This is a genomic window from Micromonospora sp. URMC 106, assembly GCF_051386395.1.
Classification (GTDB): domain Bacteria; phylum Actinomycetota; class Actinomycetes; order Mycobacteriales; family Micromonosporaceae; genus Micromonospora.
In genome coordinates this window covers 1-16,577 of sequence record NZ_JBPQTP010000137.1, presented here as the reverse complement: position 1 = coordinate 16,577, position 16,577 = coordinate 1, and the positions used below count along the sequence as shown (strand labels likewise).

General features: G+C 73.7%; 13 protein-coding genes and 1 riboswitch. Of the genes, 10 read left to right on the top strand and 3 right to left on the bottom strand.

Going from position 1 to position 16,577, the window contains the following annotated elements:
* Positions 1–60: 60 nt before the first annotated feature.
* Genes ACSNOB_RS28585 through ACSNOB_RS28570 form a run of 4 tightly spaced genes read left to right on the top strand, consistent with a single transcriptional unit; the run spans position 61 to position 4,706 of the window.
* On the top strand, positions 61–1,281 hold the full coding sequence (locus ACSNOB_RS28585; protein ID WP_436690098.1) for a cytochrome P450: 1,221 nt from the start codon (positions 61–63) through the stop codon (positions 1,279–1,281).
* Positions 1,278–2,240: an alpha/beta hydrolase gene (locus ACSNOB_RS28580; RefSeq protein ID WP_436690096.1), complete on the top strand. Its 963-nt coding sequence runs from the start codon at positions 1,278–1,280 to the stop codon at positions 2,238–2,240. The genes ACSNOB_RS28585 and ACSNOB_RS28580 overlap by 4 nt, the downstream gene beginning before the upstream one ends.
* Entirely contained in the window at positions 2,233–3,366 is a 1,134-nt protein-coding gene (locus ACSNOB_RS28575; protein WP_436690094.1) for an alpha-hydroxy acid oxidase, read from the top strand. The genes ACSNOB_RS28580 and ACSNOB_RS28575 overlap by 8 nt, the downstream gene beginning before the upstream one ends.
* Positions 3,309–4,706 (top strand): PLP-dependent aminotransferase family protein, encoded by a 1,398-nt coding sequence (locus ACSNOB_RS28570; protein ID WP_436690100.1) that lies wholly within the window; start codon positions 3,309–3,311, stop codon positions 4,704–4,706. Before ACSNOB_RS28575 ends, ACSNOB_RS28570 begins: the two co-directional genes overlap by 58 nt.
* Here ACSNOB_RS28570 and ACSNOB_RS28565 read toward each other — a convergent pair.
* Positions 4,684–5,739 carry a LacI family DNA-binding transcriptional regulator gene (locus ACSNOB_RS28565; protein WP_436690092.1) on the bottom strand — a complete coding sequence of 352 codons (1,056 nt, stop codon included), beginning with the start codon at positions 5,737–5,739 and terminating at the stop codon, positions 4,684–4,686. The two genes, ACSNOB_RS28570 and ACSNOB_RS28565, sit on opposite strands and share 23 nt — an antisense overlap.
* Before the next feature lie 85 nt (positions 5,740–5,824).
* A complete protein-coding gene (locus ACSNOB_RS28560; protein WP_436690090.1) occupies positions 5,825–8,377 on the bottom strand; it encodes a GH32 C-terminal domain-containing protein in 2,553 nt (850 codons plus the stop codon).
* A gap of 277 nt (positions 8,378–8,654) precedes the next feature.
* On the opposite strand from ACSNOB_RS28560, the gene ACSNOB_RS28555 reads away from it, so the two are divergent.
* From ACSNOB_RS28555 to araB, 6 genes are all read left to right on the top strand, one after another.
* Positions 8,655–9,743 (top strand): substrate-binding domain-containing protein, encoded by a 1,089-nt coding sequence (locus ACSNOB_RS28555; protein WP_436690088.1) that lies wholly within the window; start codon positions 8,655–8,657, stop codon positions 9,741–9,743.
* A 96-nt stretch (positions 9,744–9,839) separates the two neighbouring features.
* Positions 9,840–10,868, top strand: coding sequence for an ABC transporter permease (locus tag ACSNOB_RS28550; RefSeq protein WP_436690086.1), 1,029 nt, complete (start codon positions 9,840–9,842; stop codon positions 10,866–10,868).
* Positions 10,865–11,704: an ATP-binding cassette domain-containing protein gene (locus tag ACSNOB_RS28545; RefSeq protein ID WP_436690084.1), complete on the top strand. Its 840-nt coding sequence runs from the start codon at positions 10,865–10,867 to the stop codon at positions 11,702–11,704. The genes ACSNOB_RS28550 and ACSNOB_RS28545 overlap by 4 nt, the downstream gene beginning before the upstream one ends.
* A 52-nt stretch (positions 11,705–11,756) precedes the next feature.
* Complete coding sequence (locus tag ACSNOB_RS28540) at positions 11,757–12,710, top strand: carbohydrate kinase family protein (protein WP_436690082.1); 954 nt, start codon at positions 11,757–11,759, stop codon at positions 12,708–12,710.
* Between the two features lie 161 nt (positions 12,711–12,871).
* Positions 12,872–13,132: a hypothetical protein gene (locus ACSNOB_RS28535; protein ID WP_436690080.1), complete on the top strand. Its 261-nt coding sequence runs from the start codon at positions 12,872–12,874 to the stop codon at positions 13,130–13,132.
* A 130-nt stretch (positions 13,133–13,262) separates the two neighbouring features.
* Positions 13,263–14,930: a ribulokinase gene (gene araB / locus ACSNOB_RS28530; protein WP_436690078.1), complete on the top strand. Its 1,668-nt coding sequence runs from the start codon at positions 13,263–13,265 to the stop codon at positions 14,928–14,930.
* 50 nt (positions 14,931–14,980) lie between these two features.
* On the opposite strand, the gene ACSNOB_RS28525 is transcribed toward araB, so the two are convergent.
* Positions 14,981–16,420 (bottom strand): glycine hydroxymethyltransferase, encoded by a 1,440-nt coding sequence (locus tag ACSNOB_RS28525; protein WP_436690076.1) that lies wholly within the window; start codon positions 16,418–16,420, stop codon positions 14,981–14,983.
* Between the two features lie 17 nt (positions 16,421–16,437).
* Positions 16,438–16,527: riboswitch (ZMP/ZTP riboswitch) on the bottom strand.
* Positions 16,528–16,577 lie beyond the last annotated feature (50 nt).

The following is a 16,577-nucleotide window of genomic DNA, read 5'->3' as shown; positions in this document are numbered from 1 at the left end:
CCCCCCCCCCCCCCCCCCCCCCCCCCCCCGCCACCGTTCCTGGGGGGAGACAGATCGACCGTGGACGTCACGCAACTGCTGACCCGGCTCTACAGCGACGAGGGCCGGCAGGACCCGTACCCCTGCTACGCGGGGCTGCACGAGCTGGGGCCGGTCAGCCCGGTGCCCGCGCGCGCCGAGCACCGGACGGTCGCCGCCGTCGCCGTCGGCTACGACCTGGTCAGCCAGGTGCTGCGCGACCCGGAGTGGTACAAGCAGGCGCCGCCGGGCTGGCAGGAGCAGGAGGTGCTGCGCACCCTGCAGACCTCGATGATGTTCGTCAACCCGCCCGACCACACCCGGATGCGGGCGGTCTTCGCGAAGACCTTCACCCCGCGCCGGCTGGGCGCGCTGGAGCCGGCCGTGCACCGGGTCGTCGACGGGCTGCTGGACCGGATGGCCGACGCCGGTGACACGGGGTTCGACTTCGTCGCGGAGTTCGCGTACCCGATGCCGGCCCTGGTGATGGCGGAGTTCATCGGCATCCCCGCCGGGGAGCTGGACTTCTACCGGCAACGCGTGGAGCGGATCGACGAGTTCCTGGACGTGGCGGGCAAGACCCCGGAGCGGCTCGCCGCCGCCAACACCGCCGCCGCCGAGCTACGCGACTTCTACGCCGACCTGATCGCGCACCGGCGCCGGCAGCCGGGCGAGGACCTGATCAGCGGGCTGGTGGAGGCGGTCGACTCCGGCGACGTGGAGCTGACCGCCGACGAGCTGATCAGCAATCTGATCGTGTTGTTCAACGCCGCCTTCGTCACCACCGTCTACATGTTCAGCAACGGGCTGCCGCTGCTGCTGGCCCACCCCGACGTGGCCGCCGCCCTGCCCGGCGACGACGCGCTGACCCGGGGCACCGTCGACGAGATCCTGCGGCTGGAGGCCCCGGTGCACTTCCTGGCAAGGGCCGCGCCCCGGGACACCGAGCTGGGCGGGGTGCCGGTCGAGCGGGACCAGAACGTGCTGCTGGTGCTCGCCGCCGCCAACCGTGACCCGGCGCGGTTCCCCGACCCGGACCGCTTCGACCCGCGCCGGTCCGGCCCGCCGTCGCTCGCCTTCGGCGTCGGCCTGCACTTCTGCCTCGGCGCGGCGGTGTCCCGGCTGGAGGGCCGGCTCGCGCTGCCGAAGCTGCTGGCCCGCTTCCCCCGGCTCGCGGTCGCCGAGGCGCCCACGTACAGCGGAAGCCTGTTCCTGCGCGGCATCGACAAGTTGCTGGTGCACACCGGAGGGGAGTCGGCGTGAGCGTCCACCCGCAGGTCGCGGCGTACCGGGCCGCCCGGGAGGCGGCCGGCACCCCGCCGCTGTACACGCAGACCCTCGCCGAGGCCCGCGCCGCCGACCTCGCCGCGATCCGCGCCGGCGGCGGCGCGGTCGAGCCGGTGCACGAGGTGCGCGACACGCACGTGCCCGGCCCGGCCGGCGACCTGCCGGTGCGCATCCACCGGCCGGCGGGGAAGGGGCCACTGGCCACCCTGGTCTACTTCTTCGGCGGGGGCTGGACGCTGGGCAGCGTCGACACCGCCGACGGCATCTGCCGGCGGCTGGCCAACGCGGTGCCCTGCCAGGTGGTCACCGTCGGCTACCGGCTGGCCCCGGAGCACCCGTTCCCGGCCGCCGTGCACGACTGCCACGCGGCCACCCGGTGGATCGCCGCGCACCCCGAGGAGTTCGGCGCCGACCCGGAGCGGCTGGCGGTCGGCGGGGACAGCGCCGGGGGCAACCTCGCCGCCGCCGTCACCCTGTTGGCCCGCGACGGCGGCGGGCCCCGGCTCGCCGCCCAGCTGCTGGTGTACCCGAACACCGACCAGACCGGTGAGCCGGGCGGCGACGGCGAGGACCCGCTGCTGTTCAACCGCCGCTCGGTCGCCTGGTACCGCGGCCACTACTTCGCCGACCCCGCCGACGCGGCGCACCCGCTGGCCTCGCCGTTGCGCGCCGAGGAGCTGACCGGTCTGCCGCCGGCGCTGGTGATCACCGCCGAGCACGATCCGCTGTGCGCGGAGGGGGAGCGGTACGCCCACCGACTGCGCGACGCGGGGGTGCCGACCACCCTCACCCGGTACGCCGGCATGATCCACGGCTTCTTCGCCATGCCCGGCGCGTTCGACGACGGCCGCCGCGCCCAGGACCAGGCCGCCGCGTTCCTGCGGGCGCGCTTCGGTCTCCCGGCCCCGGCGGGAGAGGAGACCATTCATGGCTGAGACCGTGCTGCCCCGCCACGAGGTGCCGGTCGGTGAGCCGGCCGCACCCGCCGGCCTGGCCGACTTCGCCGAGCGGGCCCGGGCGGTGCTCCCCGCCCACGTGTGGGACTTCATCGACGGCGGCAGCGGCACGGAGACCACCCTCGCGGCGAACCGGCGCGCCCTCGACCGGGTGGCGGTGCTGCCCCGCGTGCTGCGCGGAGTGGACGCTGCGCGCACCGACACGCGGCTGCTCGGCTCCCCCTGCGCCATGCCGGTGGCGGTGGCGCCGATGGCCTACCAGCGGCTGGTGCATCCCGACGGCGAGACGGCGCTCGCGGCGGCGGCCCGCGCGGCCGGCGTGCCGTACGTGGCCAGCACGCTGAGCAGCGTGCCCGTCGAGGAGATCACGGCGACCGGCGCGACCGTCTGGTTCCAGCTCTACTGGCTGCGGGACCGGGCCCTCGTCGCGGACCTGCTGGACCGGGCGCACGCCGCCGGGTGCACCGCGCTGACCGTCACCGTCGACGTGCCGATCCTCGGCCGGCGGCTGCGCGACGTCCGCAACGGCTTCGCCATCCCGCCGCACGTCGTCGCCGCGAACCTGCCGGCCGGCCGCGACGCGCTCGCGCACGCCGCCACGCCGGGCGTCTCGGCCGTCGCCGCGCACACCGGTGAGGTCTTCGCGCCCGCGCTGAGCTGGGCGGACCTGGACTGGCTGCGGGGCCGTACCGCCCTGCCGCTGGTGGTGAAGGGCATCCTGGACCCGCGCGACGCGGAGTTGGCGGCGGCCGCCGGCGCGGACGCCGTGGTGGTCTCCAACCACGGCGGCCGTCAGCTCGACGGCGCGCCGGGCACCGCCACCGTGCTGCCCGAGGTGGTGACGGCGGTGGCCGACCGGTGCGAGGTGCTGCTGGACAGCGGCGTGCGCGGCGGCGTCGACGTGCTGCGCGCGCTCGCCCTCGGCGCGCGGGGGGTGCTGGTCGGCCGGCCGATGCTGTGGGCGCTCGCGGTCGGGGGGCGGGCCGGCGCGGAGAGCGCGCTGGCGCTGCTGGCCGGCGAGTTCCGCGACGCCCTGACGCTGGCCGGCTGCGGCGATCCGGCGGCCGTGCGCGGGCTGCGGGTGCTGACGGAGGCGCAGCGGTGACCGAACCGGTGGACCTGCGCGTCGCCGACCTGCACCCGGCGGTCGACGACCCGGCGCTGAACTCGATGAACTTCCTCAACGAGGTGGCGCAGCACTATCCCGACGCGGTGTCACTGGCGGCGGGCCGGCCGTACGAGGAGTTCTTCGACGTGGCCGCGCTGCACCGGCACCTGGAGACGTTCCGCCGGCACCTGGCCGACGACCTCGGGCAGAGCCCCGAGCAGGTGCACCGGACCCTGTTCCAGTACGGGCGCACCAAGGGCGTCGTGCACCACCTCGTCGCCCGCAACCTCGCCGTCGACGAGGACATCACGGTCGACCCGGAGGCGATCGTGGTGACCGTCGGCTGCCAGGAGGCGATGTTCCTGGTGCTGCGGGCGCTGCGGGCCGACCCGCGTGACGTGCTGCTCGCCGTCGCCCCGACGTACGTGGGGCTGACCGGGGCCGCGCGGCTGCTGGACCTGCCGGTGCGGCCGGTGGCCGGCGGCCCGGCCGGGGTGGACCTGGCCGACCTGCGCGAGCAGGTGCGCCGGGCCCGGGCGGCGGGGCTGCGCCCGCGCGCGTGCTACGTGATGCCGGACTTCGCCAACCCGTCGGGGACGAGCATCGGGCTGGCCGACCGGCGTCGGCTGCTCGACCTGGCCGCCGAGGAGGACCTGCTGCTGCTGGAGGACAACCCGTACGGTCTCTTCCCGGCCGGGGACGCGGGGCGGCTGCCCACGTTGAAGGCGCTGGACTCCGCGCGGCGGGTGGTCTATCTCGGCTCGTTCGCCAAGACGGTGCTGCCCGGCGCCCGCGTGGGCTACGTGGTCGCCGACCAGCGCGTCGCCGGCTCCGACGGCGCGGTGGGCCTGCTCGCCGACCAGCTCGCCAAGATCAAGAGCATGGTCACGGTGAACACCTCGGCGATCGCCCAGGCCGTCGTCGGCGGCGCGCTGCTGGAACACGGGTGCAGCCTGGTGGCGGCCACCGCCCGGGAGCGGGCCGCGTACGGCCGCAACCTGCGCCACCTCGTCGACGGCCTGGCCCGGCGCTTCCCGCCGGACGCGTCGGCGGTGCGGTGGAACGTGCCGGCCGGCGGGTTCTTCGTGGTGGTCACCGTGCCGTTCGCCGTCGACGACGCGCTGCTGCACCGCTCCGCCCGCGAGTACGGGCTGCTCTGGACGCCGATGGCGCACTTCTACGACGACGGCGCCCCGGTCGACGCGCTGCGGCTGTCGGTCAGCGCGGTCACCCCGGAGCAGATCGACCTCGGCCTGGACCGGCTCGCCGCGCTGGTGGCCGACGAACTGGCGGCCCGGTCGCGAGCGCTCCCGGTCAGCCCGGGTGCGGCCCGGTGATCTCGCCGGTGCCGCGCGGGATCAACCGGCTCGCGACCAGGTGACTCCTGGCCGGCCACTGTTCGCCGTCCAGGCGACGGAAGAGCAGTGACGCGGCGACGCGGCCCATCTCGGACGGGTTTTGTGCGACGACCGTGACCGCCGGCTGGAGCAGGTCGGCCAGCGGGAAGTCGTCGAAGCCGACCAGGGCCACGTCGTGCTGGCGACCGAGCTGCTGCAGGGCCCGGATCGCGCCGATGGTGACGAGGTTCTGGGACGTGAAGAGCGCGGTGGGCCGGGACTGCGCGGACAGCAGCCGGCGTACGGCGTCCTCGGCCTCCCGCTCGGTGTGCAGGTCGTGGACGATGAGGGAGGGCGACGGCCGGATGCCGTGATCGCTGAGCGCTTCCTTGAAGCCCTGGAACCGCTGCCGGGCCGTCGGGATGGTCCGCAGGTCGCCCAGGTAGGCGATGTCGCGATGACCGTGCCGGACGAGATGCCGCACGGCGGCGGCGGCACCCTCGTGGTTGTCGGTGAGGACGGCGTCGACGGCCAGCCCGACCGGCGGACGGTCGACGAACACCACGGGGGTGCCGGCGTCGACCTCACCCGCCAGGTAGCTCTGGTTGTCGCTGGCCGGCACGACGACCAGGGCGTCGGCCTGCCGCATCGTGAAGGCCCGGATCAGGTCCCGTTCCCGTGCCGGATCCTCGTCGACGCTCCCGGCGAAGATGAGCACCCCCCGTTCCCGAGCGGCGTCCTCCAGGGCCCGGTGCAGGGCGGCGGAGAACGGGTTGGCCACGTCCTCCAGGATCGCCGCGATCGCGGCGCTGCGGCCACCGGCGCGGCGGAGACTGCTCGCGGTGAAGTTCGGCCGGTAGTCCAGCTGCGCGATCGCCCGCTGCACCGCGGCGGTCTTCGGGGCGGAGACGCCCGCCTCGCCGTTGACGACCCGGGAGACGGTCTTCGGACTCACTCCCGCGAGCAGCGCGACGTCCCGCAGCGTGGGCCGGGCCTTGGCGGCGGTCGACGGGGCGGAGGCGGCGGCGTGCATGAGCGCTCCTACCGGGATGCTGCTGCGGCGGCGGCCGGGGACCGGTGTGACCCGGCCCTCCGACCGCCGATGATCGACACTCAGACTATCGCCACACCGAGCGCAACGGCCGGACCGTGAGCGAGCGCACCAGCACCTCCCCGCCCTCGGCGAACAGACGGGTCTGGTCGCTGGACGGCGCGGGGAAGATCTGGTCCGTGATCGTGGTCTGACCCGCGCCGCCGAAGACCTCGACGGAGGAGCGGTCCACGTAGACCGTCATCCGCACCCGGCTCCCGTCCACCGACAGGGGACCGGAGTGCACGCCGGGGAAGAGCGGACCGACCTCGACGCGGCCGGACCGGGTCCGGTCGACGAAGAGGCGTCGTGCCGCCGCGTCGTACCCGATCACCGTCCGTTCGTCGTCGCCGCCGCGCACGTGCAGACCGAAGCGGTCGGCGTCGCGCAGCTCGAACTCCGCCTCGATCTCCAGCACGGCGCCGTCGGCGGCGGGCGGCAGGTCCCGTACGCCGGGGGCGAGGACGGCGTCGCGCAGGGTGAACGCATCCGCGCCGCGCAGGCTGCGGATCTGCGCCGCCGGCCGCTGGACCAGCCGGACCTCGCCGTCGATGGTGGCCAGCCCGAACTCCCGCGGCAGGGCCATCGCGCCGCGCCAGGGCGAGGTGGGGATGTCGCCGGCGTACTGCCAGTTGTTCATCCACCCGAGCAGGACGCGCTTGCCTCCCGGAACACCGTTGTAGGAGACGGCCGCGTAGTAGTCCTTGCCGTGGTCCACCCAGTCGTAGCGTTCCAGTTCGCTGTGCGCGGGCCGGTCACCGAACATCACGTGGTCGACGAGGATGTGCCCCCAGCCGCCCGAGTTGAAGTCGTTGATCTCCAGGTGGGCCCGCCGGCCGGCAAGGTCGCGCACGTCCCAGGCCACCCAGTCGAGGCGTTCGCTGTCCCTGCCGGTCGCGGTGCGGACCACCTCACCGTCCACGACGAGGTTGACGGCGGTCTCCACCGACCGGGGGAGTACCGGTTCGTCGGTCGCGATCAGGTGGTCGACGAGCAGGTGGCCCCAGCCGCCGGTGTTCTCGTCGACGACGCGCAGCTGGGCGCTGCGGCCCCGGTACTCGGTCACGTCCCAGCCGCGCCAGTTCATGAAGCCCGAGAAGTTCCCGGTGGCGGTGCGGACCACCTGCCCGTCGACGAGCAACTCGACCACGGTCGGCGGGGCGTCGCCGCCGGCGTGACCGCCGGCGCCGACGAGGACGCTCAGATGGTTCCGTCCGATGGTGAACGCGGGCGAGGTCAGGGTGCCCGTCGTCGTGTCGGCCTCGAAGAACGTGGTGAGCAGCTTGTCGCCCACGTGTCCCCGCTCCGATCGGGGCGGTCCCGTCACCGGGCTCCGGTCGCGCAGGCCGCCGGTCGCCGTCCAGCCCGCCTGCTCGTACGTCCGGCCGGTGGGAAGTTCGAAGTCGAGCACCGTCTCGGCTCCCGCGGGCACGAACTCGGTGGTCGTGCCGGGCAGGTGCGGGTGCGCGCCGCCGCCGACGAGGAGGTTCACGTAGTCCTGTCCGAGGGTGAACTCGGGGGAGACCATCCGCCCCTTCGGCGCGTCGAAGCCGAGGAAGCTGTTGACCAGCGACCGGCCCCGGAAGCCGCTGACCTGCTGCTGACCGGGCACCGTCCCCGGGTGGGGAGCCGCGCCGAAGGGCCCCGGCCCGAGCTCAGGGTCGTTCTGCACCGTCCAACCGGCGTAGTCGCCCTCGAAGTCGGCGAAGAGCGTCCCGGCGGGCGGTTCCGGGTCGCCGGTCACGACGTTCTCGGCGGTGAAGGTGGTGCCGTCCCAGTCGCCGACGAAGTACTGCGCTCCCGACCCGCCGGCCACCGCCCCCGGGTTCAGGTTGACCACCAGTACCCACTTGGTGCGCTGTGGGTCGCCGTCGACCGGCAGCTCGAACAGGTCCGGCACCTCCCACACGCCGCCGACGGCGTTGGCGGGCCCGAAGTCGCTCAGGTGCTGCCACGACCGGAGGTTGTCGGAGCGGTAGAAGCGCACCTTGTGCTCGGTGGCGAGCACGATCGCCATGACCCAGTAACCGGCGTCGGCGTCCCAGAAGACCTTCGGGTCGCGGAACTCCCGTGAGCCGAGGTCGAGGACCGGGTTGCCCGCGTACTTCGTCCAGGTGCGTCCCCGGTCGGTGCTGTAGGCCAGGGACTGGGCCTGGATGCCGGTCGCCGGGTACGCGCTGGTGTAGACGGCGACCATGGCCGCTGCGCCGGGGCGGCCGAAGCCGGAGGTGTTCCGTTCGTCGACCACGATCGAGCCGGAGAAGATGTGCTCGTCGGCCGACCAGGGGATGGCGACCGGCAGTTCCTCCCAGTGGAACAGGTCGCGGCTTACCGCGTGCCCCCAGGACATGTTGCCCCACCGGGTGCCCTCGGGGTTGTACTGGTAGAAGAGGTGCCATTCGCCCTCGTGCCACACCAGCCCGTTGGGGTCGTTCATCCAGTTCCGCTCGGGACTGAAGTGGATCTGCGGTCGGTACGGCTCGTCCCTGGTGCCGGGCGGCGCCCCGCTGGCGGTGACGCCGGGCAGCGTCGCCACCACGGCCGCGGCGGTGCACGCGGCGAGCCATCGGCGGATCCTCATCCACATCCTCCGTCCATCCGGGACCGTCCTGCCTTCGCCCGTGGTCGGTGCGCGGCATCGACCGGCGGTGCTCGCGGTCGGGCGGACGGCGTCGACAGGTGGAGCGATCCTGCGGCGTCCTGACATCGATGTCAAGAAGAGGGCAGCGACGCGATGCAGGTTCTGGAAAAGGTCTCGTTACGCCATTGACATCCCTGGGTCGCCACTTGGAAACTGCGCTGACATCGTTGTCGTACTCGCTCGCCGGCAGGCCCGGGGAGTCGTCAAGGGAGATGAAATGATCGAGCGCATTGGCCGTCGGCGCGGCGCTCTGCTGCTCGCCGCCGCAGCGGCGGGCAGCATGGTCGTCAGCGGATGCGGCGACACCTCGGGTGACGGCGGCTCGGGAGACGGGGGCAAGGGCGTCGCCGTATCGCTGATCACCAAGAACTCCACCAACCCGTTCTTCGTCACCATGCAGAACGGCGCGAAGAAGGCCGCCGAGGCGGAGGGTGTGAAGCTGACCCTGGCCGCGGGCAAGGAGGACGGCGACGAGGCCGGCCAGGTGCAGGCCATCGAGGACGCCATCGCCCGCGGGGACGACGGCATTCTGATCACGCCGAACGGCCCCGGCGTCAACCCGGCCATCAAGAAGGCCCGGGACGCCGGGCTCTACGTGATCGCGCTGGACACCCCGCCCGACCCGGCCGACACCGTCGACATCACGTTCGCCACGGACAACTTCAAGGCCGGCGAGCTGGTCGGCCGGTGGACCGCGAGCCAGCTCGGCGGCAAGCCGGCGACCATCGCGATGCTGGACCTGTTCAACGACAAGGTCGTCTCCGTCGACTACAACCGGGACCAGGGCTTCCTGACCGGCATGGGCATCGACACCGCCGACCGGAAGAAGAACGGCGACGAGGCGAAGACCGGCAGCTACTCCGGCGGCACCTACACCATCGTCTGCAACGAGCCGACCAACGGCGCCGAGGACGGCGGACGCACGGCGATGGAGAACTGCCTGACCCGCAACCCGGACATCAACGTGGTCTACACGATCAACGAGCCGGCCGCGGTCGGCGCGCACAAGGCGCTGCAGGCGGCGGGCCGGACCCGGGGCGTCCTGGTGGTCTCCATCGACGGCGGCTGCGACGGCGTACGGCAGGTCAAGGACGGCGTCATCGGCGCCACCTCCCAGCAGTACCCGCTGAAGATGGCCGAGATGGGCGTGCAGGCGATCAAGAAGATCGCGAACGACGGGGAGAAGCCGAAGGTCTCCGAGGGACTCGACTTCTTCGACACCGGCGTCACCCTGGTCACCGACAAGGCGGCGACCGGGGTCGAGAGCATCACCAGCACCGACGCCGCCCAGCGCTGCTGGGGCTGAGCCACCACCGCCACGGCCGGGGCACCGGGGGAGCCTTCCCCAGGAGCCCCTGCCGGGCAGGTCGTCCGCCACCGCCGACAACGGCAGGAGTACGCCGTGAGCACCACGACACGACCCACCACCGCCGCGCAGCAGTTCGCCCTGCGCCGGCACTCACCGCTGCAACGCGTTCAGCACCTGCTGCACGCGTACCCCGCGATCAGCCCGTTCCTCGTGCTGGTCGTCTCGTTCGTCGTCTTCTCCACCCTCAACCCGCGCTTCGCCTCGCCCAACTCCCTGTCGCTCGTCCTGCAGCAGGTGGCGGTCATCGGCGCGCTCGCCGTCGGCCAGACGCTGATCATCCTGACCGCGGGCATCGACCTGTCGGTCGGCGCGATCGTCATCCTGGCCATGATGCTCTCCGCCAAGCTGGCCGAGGGCCAGGGGCTTCCCGGCGCCCTCGCCGTCCTCCTCGCCATCGCGGTCGGCGCGGCGGCGGGAGCGCTCAACGGCGCGCTCGTGACCCGCCTGAAGCTGCCACCCTTCATCGTCACGCTGGGTACGCTCAGCGTCTTCACCGCCATCGGCCTGCTCTACTCCGGCGGCCAGAGCGTGCAGGCCACCGATCTTCCCCCGCTGCTCAGCTGGACCGGGGAGTCCTTCCCGGTGGGGCCGTTCCGGATCACCGCGGGTGTCGTCGCGGTGGTGATCCTCTACCTCGTGGTGGGCTACGCCCTGGCCAAGACGGCCTGGGGCCGGCACGTCTACGCGGTGGGCGACGACAAGGAGGCGTCGCGACTCGCCGGCATCCGGGTCGACCGGGTCCTGCTGAGCGTGTACGTCGTCGCCGGCGCGATCTACGGCCTCACCGCCTGGATCCTCATCGGACGGGCGGGCGCGGCCAGCCCGAACGCCATCACCGACGCGAACCTGGAGAGCATCACCGCCGTGGTCATCGGTGGCACCAGCCTCTTCGGCGGCCGCGGCGCCGTGCTCGGCACCCTGCTCGGCGCGTTGATCGTCGGCTTCTTCCGCAGCGGCCTGTCGCTGGCCGGAGTCGACGACCAGTACCGCGTCCTCGCCGTGGGCCTGCTGGTGATCCTCGCCGTGGCCGTCGACCAGTGGATCAGGAAGGTGCGGGCATGACCGCCACCACGCACACCCCCAGCGGCCGGACCGGCACGGACGACACCCAGCGGCGCGTACCGGTGCTGTCGGCCCGCGGCCTGGTGAAGACGTTCGGCAAGGTCGTCGGTCTCGACGGGGTGGACCTCGACCTCTATCCCGGCGAGGTGCTGGCCGTCATCGGGGACAACGGCGCGGGCAAGTCCACGCTGATCAAGTGCCTGACCGGCGCGCTCACCCCGGACGCCGGGGAACTGTTCGTCGAGGGGAAGCCGACCCAGTTCAGGCGCCCCCAGGACGCCCGGGACGCCGGCATCGAGACCGTCTACCAGACCCTCGCCGTCGCACCGGCGCTGGACATCGCGACCAACCTCTTCCTCGGCCGGGAGAAGCGCCGGCGTGGTCCGCTCGGCTCGATCTTCCGGATGCTCGACCAGAAGGGCATGCGGCGCGAGGCCGCCCAGGCCCTCGCCGACCTCGGCATCGGCACCCTGCAGAACGTGGCGCAGGCGGTCGAGACCCTCTCCGGCGGGCAGCGCCAGGCGGTCTCGGTGGCCCGCGCCGCGGCCTTCGGCAGCAAGGTGATCGTGCTCGACGAGCCGACCGCCGCCCTCGGCGTCAAGGAGTCGAACCAAGTGCTCCGGATGATCGAGGAGGTCCGGTCGCGGGGACTGCCGGTCATCCTCATCAGCCACAACATGCCGCACGTGTTCGAGGTCGCCGACCGTATCCACATCCAGCGACTGGGCCGCTGCGCCGGCGTGGTGACGCCGACGTCGCACACGATGCCGGAGGCGGTGGCGATCATGACCGGTGCGACCACCCTCGAGGAGACCCCGGGCCGGACGGCGGCCTGAGGGCCGCTCCGCACGTCGCCGGGGCTCGACGCGGCCTCGGGAAAGGAAGACTGTGATCACCGTTGTCGGCGAGACCCTGGTGGACCTGATCGAGGATCCACCGGGGGAGGTCGTCGCCCACCCAGGGGGCAGTCCGGCGAACGTCGCCGTGGCCCTCGCCCGCCTCGGCCTGCCCACCACCCTGCTGACCCAGCTCGGCGACGACGCACACGGGCGGATGCTCCGCGCCCACCTGGCCGGCAGCGGCGTGCGGCTGGACCCCGGCTCGGTGCCCGACCTGCCGAGCACCAGCGTGGCCCGGACCAGGGTGGACGCGGACGGCCAGGCCGGGTACGACTTCCACATCGCGTGGCGGTCCTTCCCGGGCGGCTCGCTGACCGGCACGGGCGTCCACGCCGACTGTCTGCACACCGGGTCGCTCGGCGCGATCCTGCCGCCGGGCGCCGACGACGTGCGGGCGCTGGTGCGCGCCCGGCGGGCCACCACGATGATCAGCTACGACCCGAACTGCCGGCCGTCACTGATGGGGGACCGGACGACGGCCCGGAGGCGGGTCGAAGACCTGGTGGCGGTCAGCGACATCGTCAAGGTCAGCCACGAGGACCTGGCCTGGCTCCATCCGGGGCGCGGGCACGAGCAGGTCGGCCGGGAGTGGCTCGACCTCGGCGTAAGCCTGGTGGTGGTGACCCGGGGCGCCGGCGGGGCGTGGGGGGCCACCCGACGCGGTGCGGTGCAGGTGGACGCCCGGCCGGTGGAGGTGGTGGACACGGTCGGGGCCGGTGACGCGTTCACGGCTGGATTGCTGGCCGCACTGAGCGACCTCGGCCTGCTCGGCGCGACGCGGCGCGCGGCGCTCGCCGCGGCCGACCGGGACGACGTCGCCGCCGTGCTCCGCCACGCCGTCCACGTCGCCGCCTGGACCTGCCGGCGGCGCGGGGCGAACCCACCCACCCGGGCCGAGTTGTCCGCCGAGGAACGAGCCGTCGGGCCGCCCCTGGCCGGCTGAGGTTGCGGGGGCTGGAGGGCTCGGGGCCGTTGCACGAGCGCTGGGCGGAGCGCGTCCACCGGCCGCGGCACCCGGCCCGGCGTCGTGACGTTGACACACCGCGTTCACCGCACGGCAAAGCGCGACGGCCCGTGTTCCGCCGTCCTTCGTGGACACCCATAATGGACGCCATGGTCGCCTGGGAGTACGCGTTGCTGGTCCGCCGCTATCAGGGGCAGGGCCGCAATTTCCATGTCAGCTTCATCTGGTACGGCCCGGACGGGTCGCGCCGGGACATCACCGCGTACGGCGACACCGCGATCGCACACCTCAACCGGGCCGGCCGGGAGGGCTGGGAGCTGGTCTCCGCCGCCGAGGACGTGAACAACGTGCAGGGCAGCACGGAGGTGCACCGCTACCACCTGAAGCGGCCCATCGCCTGATCTCGCGCCCCGCGCGGGCCCCGCCGGACCGCCTGCCGTTCACCCGTCGGTGTTGTTAGCGTTGCCCTCCGGCCGCCGCCGACCGACCGCCCACCCCGGGCACCGGCGCGCCGCGGCGGAAGGAGGAGCGGTGGCGCAGCCGGCAGCCGGGCCACCCCGGCACGTCGTCGGGGTCGACTTCGGCACCCTCTCCGGCCGGGCGGTCGTGGTGGACGTCGCCGACGGTGCCGTGCGCGGCGAGGCCGTCCACGCGTACCGGCACGGGGTGCTCACCGAGCGGCTGCCCGACGGGACGCCGCTGCCGCCGGACTGGGCGTTGCAGCACCCGGACGACCACCGCGAGGTGCTCCGGGTCGCGGTGCCGGCCGCGCTGCGCGCCGCCGGGGTGCGCCCCGAGGACGTGCTCGGCATCGGCGTCGACGCCACCTCCTGCACGATGCTGCCCACCCGCGCCGACGGCACCCCGCTCTGCGAGCTGCCCGAGCTGGCCGGTCGGCCGCACGCGTACCCGAAGCTGTGGAAGCACCACGCGGCCCACCGGCAGGCCGCCCGGATCAACGACGTCGCCGCCGCGCGCGGCGAGACCTGGCTGCCCCGCTACGGCGGCCGGGTCTCCGCCGAGTGGCAGCTCGCCAAGGCGCTGGAGGTGCTGGAGGACGACCCGGAGATCTTCGATCGGGCGGAGCGCTTCATCGAGACCACGGACTGGCTGGTCTGGCAGCTCTGCGGGCGCGAGATCCGCAACGTCTCCGCCGCCGGCTACAAGGGGCTGCGGCAGGACGGGCGGTACCCGTCGGCGGAGTTCCTGCGCGCCCTGCACCCCCGCCTCGACGGGCTGCTGCCCCGGATCGACGGCCCGCTCGCGCCGCTGGGCGCCCGCGCCGGTGGGCTGACCGCCGAGGCGGCCCGGTGGACCGGGCTGCCGGTGGGGACCGCCGTCGCGGTCGGATCCATCGACGCGCACGTCACCGCGGCGGCGGCCCGCTCGGTCGAGCCGGGTCGGATGCTCGCCGTGCTCGGCACCTCCACCTGCCTGATCATGAACGCGACCGCGTACCACGAGGTGCCCGGGGTGTGCGGCGTGGTCGACGGGGGCGTCACCACGGGGGCCTGGGGTTACGAGGCGGGGCAGAGCGGCGTCGGCGACATCTTCGCCTGGTACGTCCGCAACGCCCTGCCGGCCGGCTACGCCGACGAGGCGCGCCGCCGCGGGCTGACCCCGTACGAGCTGCTGGACGCCCTCGCCGCCGAGCAGCCGGTGGGCGGGCACGGGCTGCTGGCCCTGGACTGGCACAGCGGCAACCGGTCGGTGCTGATGGACCACGAGCTGAGCGGGGTGCTGGTCGGGTTGACCCTGGCCACCCGGCCGGAGGAGATCTGGCGGGCGCTGCTGGAGGCGACCGCCTTCGGCGCCCGGACCGTCGTCGACGCGTTCACCGCCGCCGGGGTGGCCGTCGACGAGCTCACCGTGGCCGGCGGGTTGACCCGCAACCGGCTGCTGCTGCGGATCTACGCCGACGTGGTCGGCCGGCCGCTGCACGTCGTGGACTCCGCCCACCCGGCGGCGCTGGGCGCGGCGATCCACGCGGCGGTCGCCGCCGGGGCGTACCCGGACGTGCCGGCCGCCTCGGCGGCGATGGGCGCCGGCCACCGCGAGACCTGGCACCCCGACCCGGCCCGGGCGGCCGCCTACGACGACCTGTACGCCGAGTACCGCGCGCTGCACGACCACTTCGGCCGGGGCGGCACCGACGTCCTGCACCGCCTGCGCGCCCTGCGCCACCGCCGGGCGCGGTGACGGCGACGCCCCCGCGCGGCGGGGCCGGCGGGGGCGTCGTGGTGGAGCGGTCAGCCGAGGTCGACGGCCGGGTAGAGCGGGAAGCCGGTCAGCAGGTCGCTGGCCTGCTTGCTGACCCGGTCGGCGACGGTCGGGTCGAGGACGTACTTGGCCTTCGACGGGGTGCCGTCCGGGTTCGCGCCCGGCCGGGTCTGGCTGAGCACGGTGTGGATCAGCTCCGCGGTCTCGTCCATCTGCGCCGGGCCCAGCCCCCGCGTGGTCAGCGCCGGGGTGCCGATGCGGATGCCGGAGGTGTACCAGGCGCCGTTCGGGTCCTGCGGGACCGAGTTGCGGTTGGTGACGATGCCCGAGTCGAGCAGCGCCTGCTCGGCCTGCCGGCCGGTCAGCCCGTAGCCGGTGACGTCGATGAGCACCAGGTGGTTGTCGGTGCCGCCGGTGACCAGCTTGCCGCCCCGCCGCAGCAGCCCCTCGGCGAGGGCCTGGGCGTTGGCGACGATGCGCTGCGCGTAGTCGGCGAAGTCGGGACGGCGGGCCTCGGCCAGGGCGACGGCCTTGGCGGCCATCACGTGCGGCAGCGGGCCGCCGAGCACCATCGGGCAGCCCCGGTCGACCTGGTCGGCCAGCTCCGGCTGGCAGAGCACCATGCCGCCGCGCGGGCCGCGCAGCGACTTGTGCGTGGTGGTGGTGACGATGTGCGCGTGCGGCACCGGGTCGAAGTCGCCGGTGAAGACCTTGCCGGCGACCAGGCCGGCGAAGTGCGCCATGTCGACCATGAAGGTGGCGCCGACCGAGTCGGCGATCTCCCGCATGATCCGGAAGTTGACCTTCCGCGGGTACGCCGAGTAGCCGGCCACCAGGATCAGCGGCTTGAACTCGCGCGCGGCCTCGGCGACCTTGTCGTAGTCGACCAGGCCGGTGGCGGGGTCGGTGCCGTAGCTGCGCTGGTCGAACATCTTGCCGGAGATGTTCGGCCGGAACCCGTGGGTGAGGTGGCCGCCGGCGTCCAGCGACATGCCGAGCATCCGCTGGTTGCCCAGCTCCCGGCGCAGCGCGAACCAGTCCGCCTCGGTGAGGTCGTTGACCTGCCGCACCTGGGCCTTCTTCAGCGCCGGGGACTCCACCCGGTCGGCCAGGATCGCCCAGAACGCCACCAGGTTGGCGTCGATGCCGGAGTGCGGCTGCACGTACGCGTGGGCCGCGCCGAACAGCTCCCGGGCGTGCTCGGCGGCGAGCGCCTCGACCGTGTCGACGTTCTGGCAGCCGGCGTAGAAGCGGCGGCCGACGGTGCCCTCGGCGTACTTGTCGCTGAACCAGTTGCCCATGGCCAGCAGGGTGGCCGGGGAGGCGTAGTTCTCGCTGGCGATGAGCTTGAGTGACTCGCGCTGGTCGGCGAGCTCGGCGCCGATGGCGTCGGCCACCCGCGGCTCGACGGCGCGGATCACCTCGAGGGCGCTGCGGAAGGCGGTGGATTCGGCGTTCGGCGACGGCATGCGACCTCCAGTGACGTGCGGAAGGCCCAGGCGCTCGGCATGCGTCCTCATGACGGGACCGCTTCCCGATGGTTCTCCATCCCCACGCGCCAGTCACGGCCCGGGCCGATCCTACCGGGTCGGCCCCGTCCACCCCCGGCCCACCTCACCGCCCGGC

Bases quoted from the DNA above. Each gene is read 5' to 3' on its own strand.
- ACSNOB_RS28575 (WP_436690094.1), top strand. From the start codon at position 2,233: ATGGCTGAGACCGTGCTGCCCCGCCACGAGGTGCCGGTCGGTGAGCCG.
- ACSNOB_RS28565 (WP_436690092.1), bottom strand. From the start codon at position 5,739: ATGCACGCCGCCGCCTCCGCCCCGTCGACCGCCGCCAAGGCCCGGCCC.
- ACSNOB_RS28560 (WP_436690090.1), bottom strand. From the start codon at position 8,377: ATGAGGATCCGCCGATGGCTCGCCGCGTGCACCGCCGCGGCCGTGGTG.
- ACSNOB_RS28555 (WP_436690088.1), top strand. From the start codon at position 8,655: ATGATCGAGCGCATTGGCCGTCGGCGCGGCGCTCTGCTGCTCGCCGCC.
- ACSNOB_RS28545 (WP_436690084.1), top strand. From the start codon at position 10,865: ATGACCGCCACCACGCACACCCCCAGCGGCCGGACCGGCACGGACGAC.
- ACSNOB_RS28535 (WP_436690080.1), top strand. From the start codon at position 12,872: ATGGACGCCATGGTCGCCTGGGAGTACGCGTTGCTGGTCCGCCGCTAT.
- ACSNOB_RS28525 (WP_436690076.1), bottom strand. From the start codon at position 16,420: ATGCCGTCGCCGAACGCCGAATCCACCGCCTTCCGCAGCGCCCTCGAG.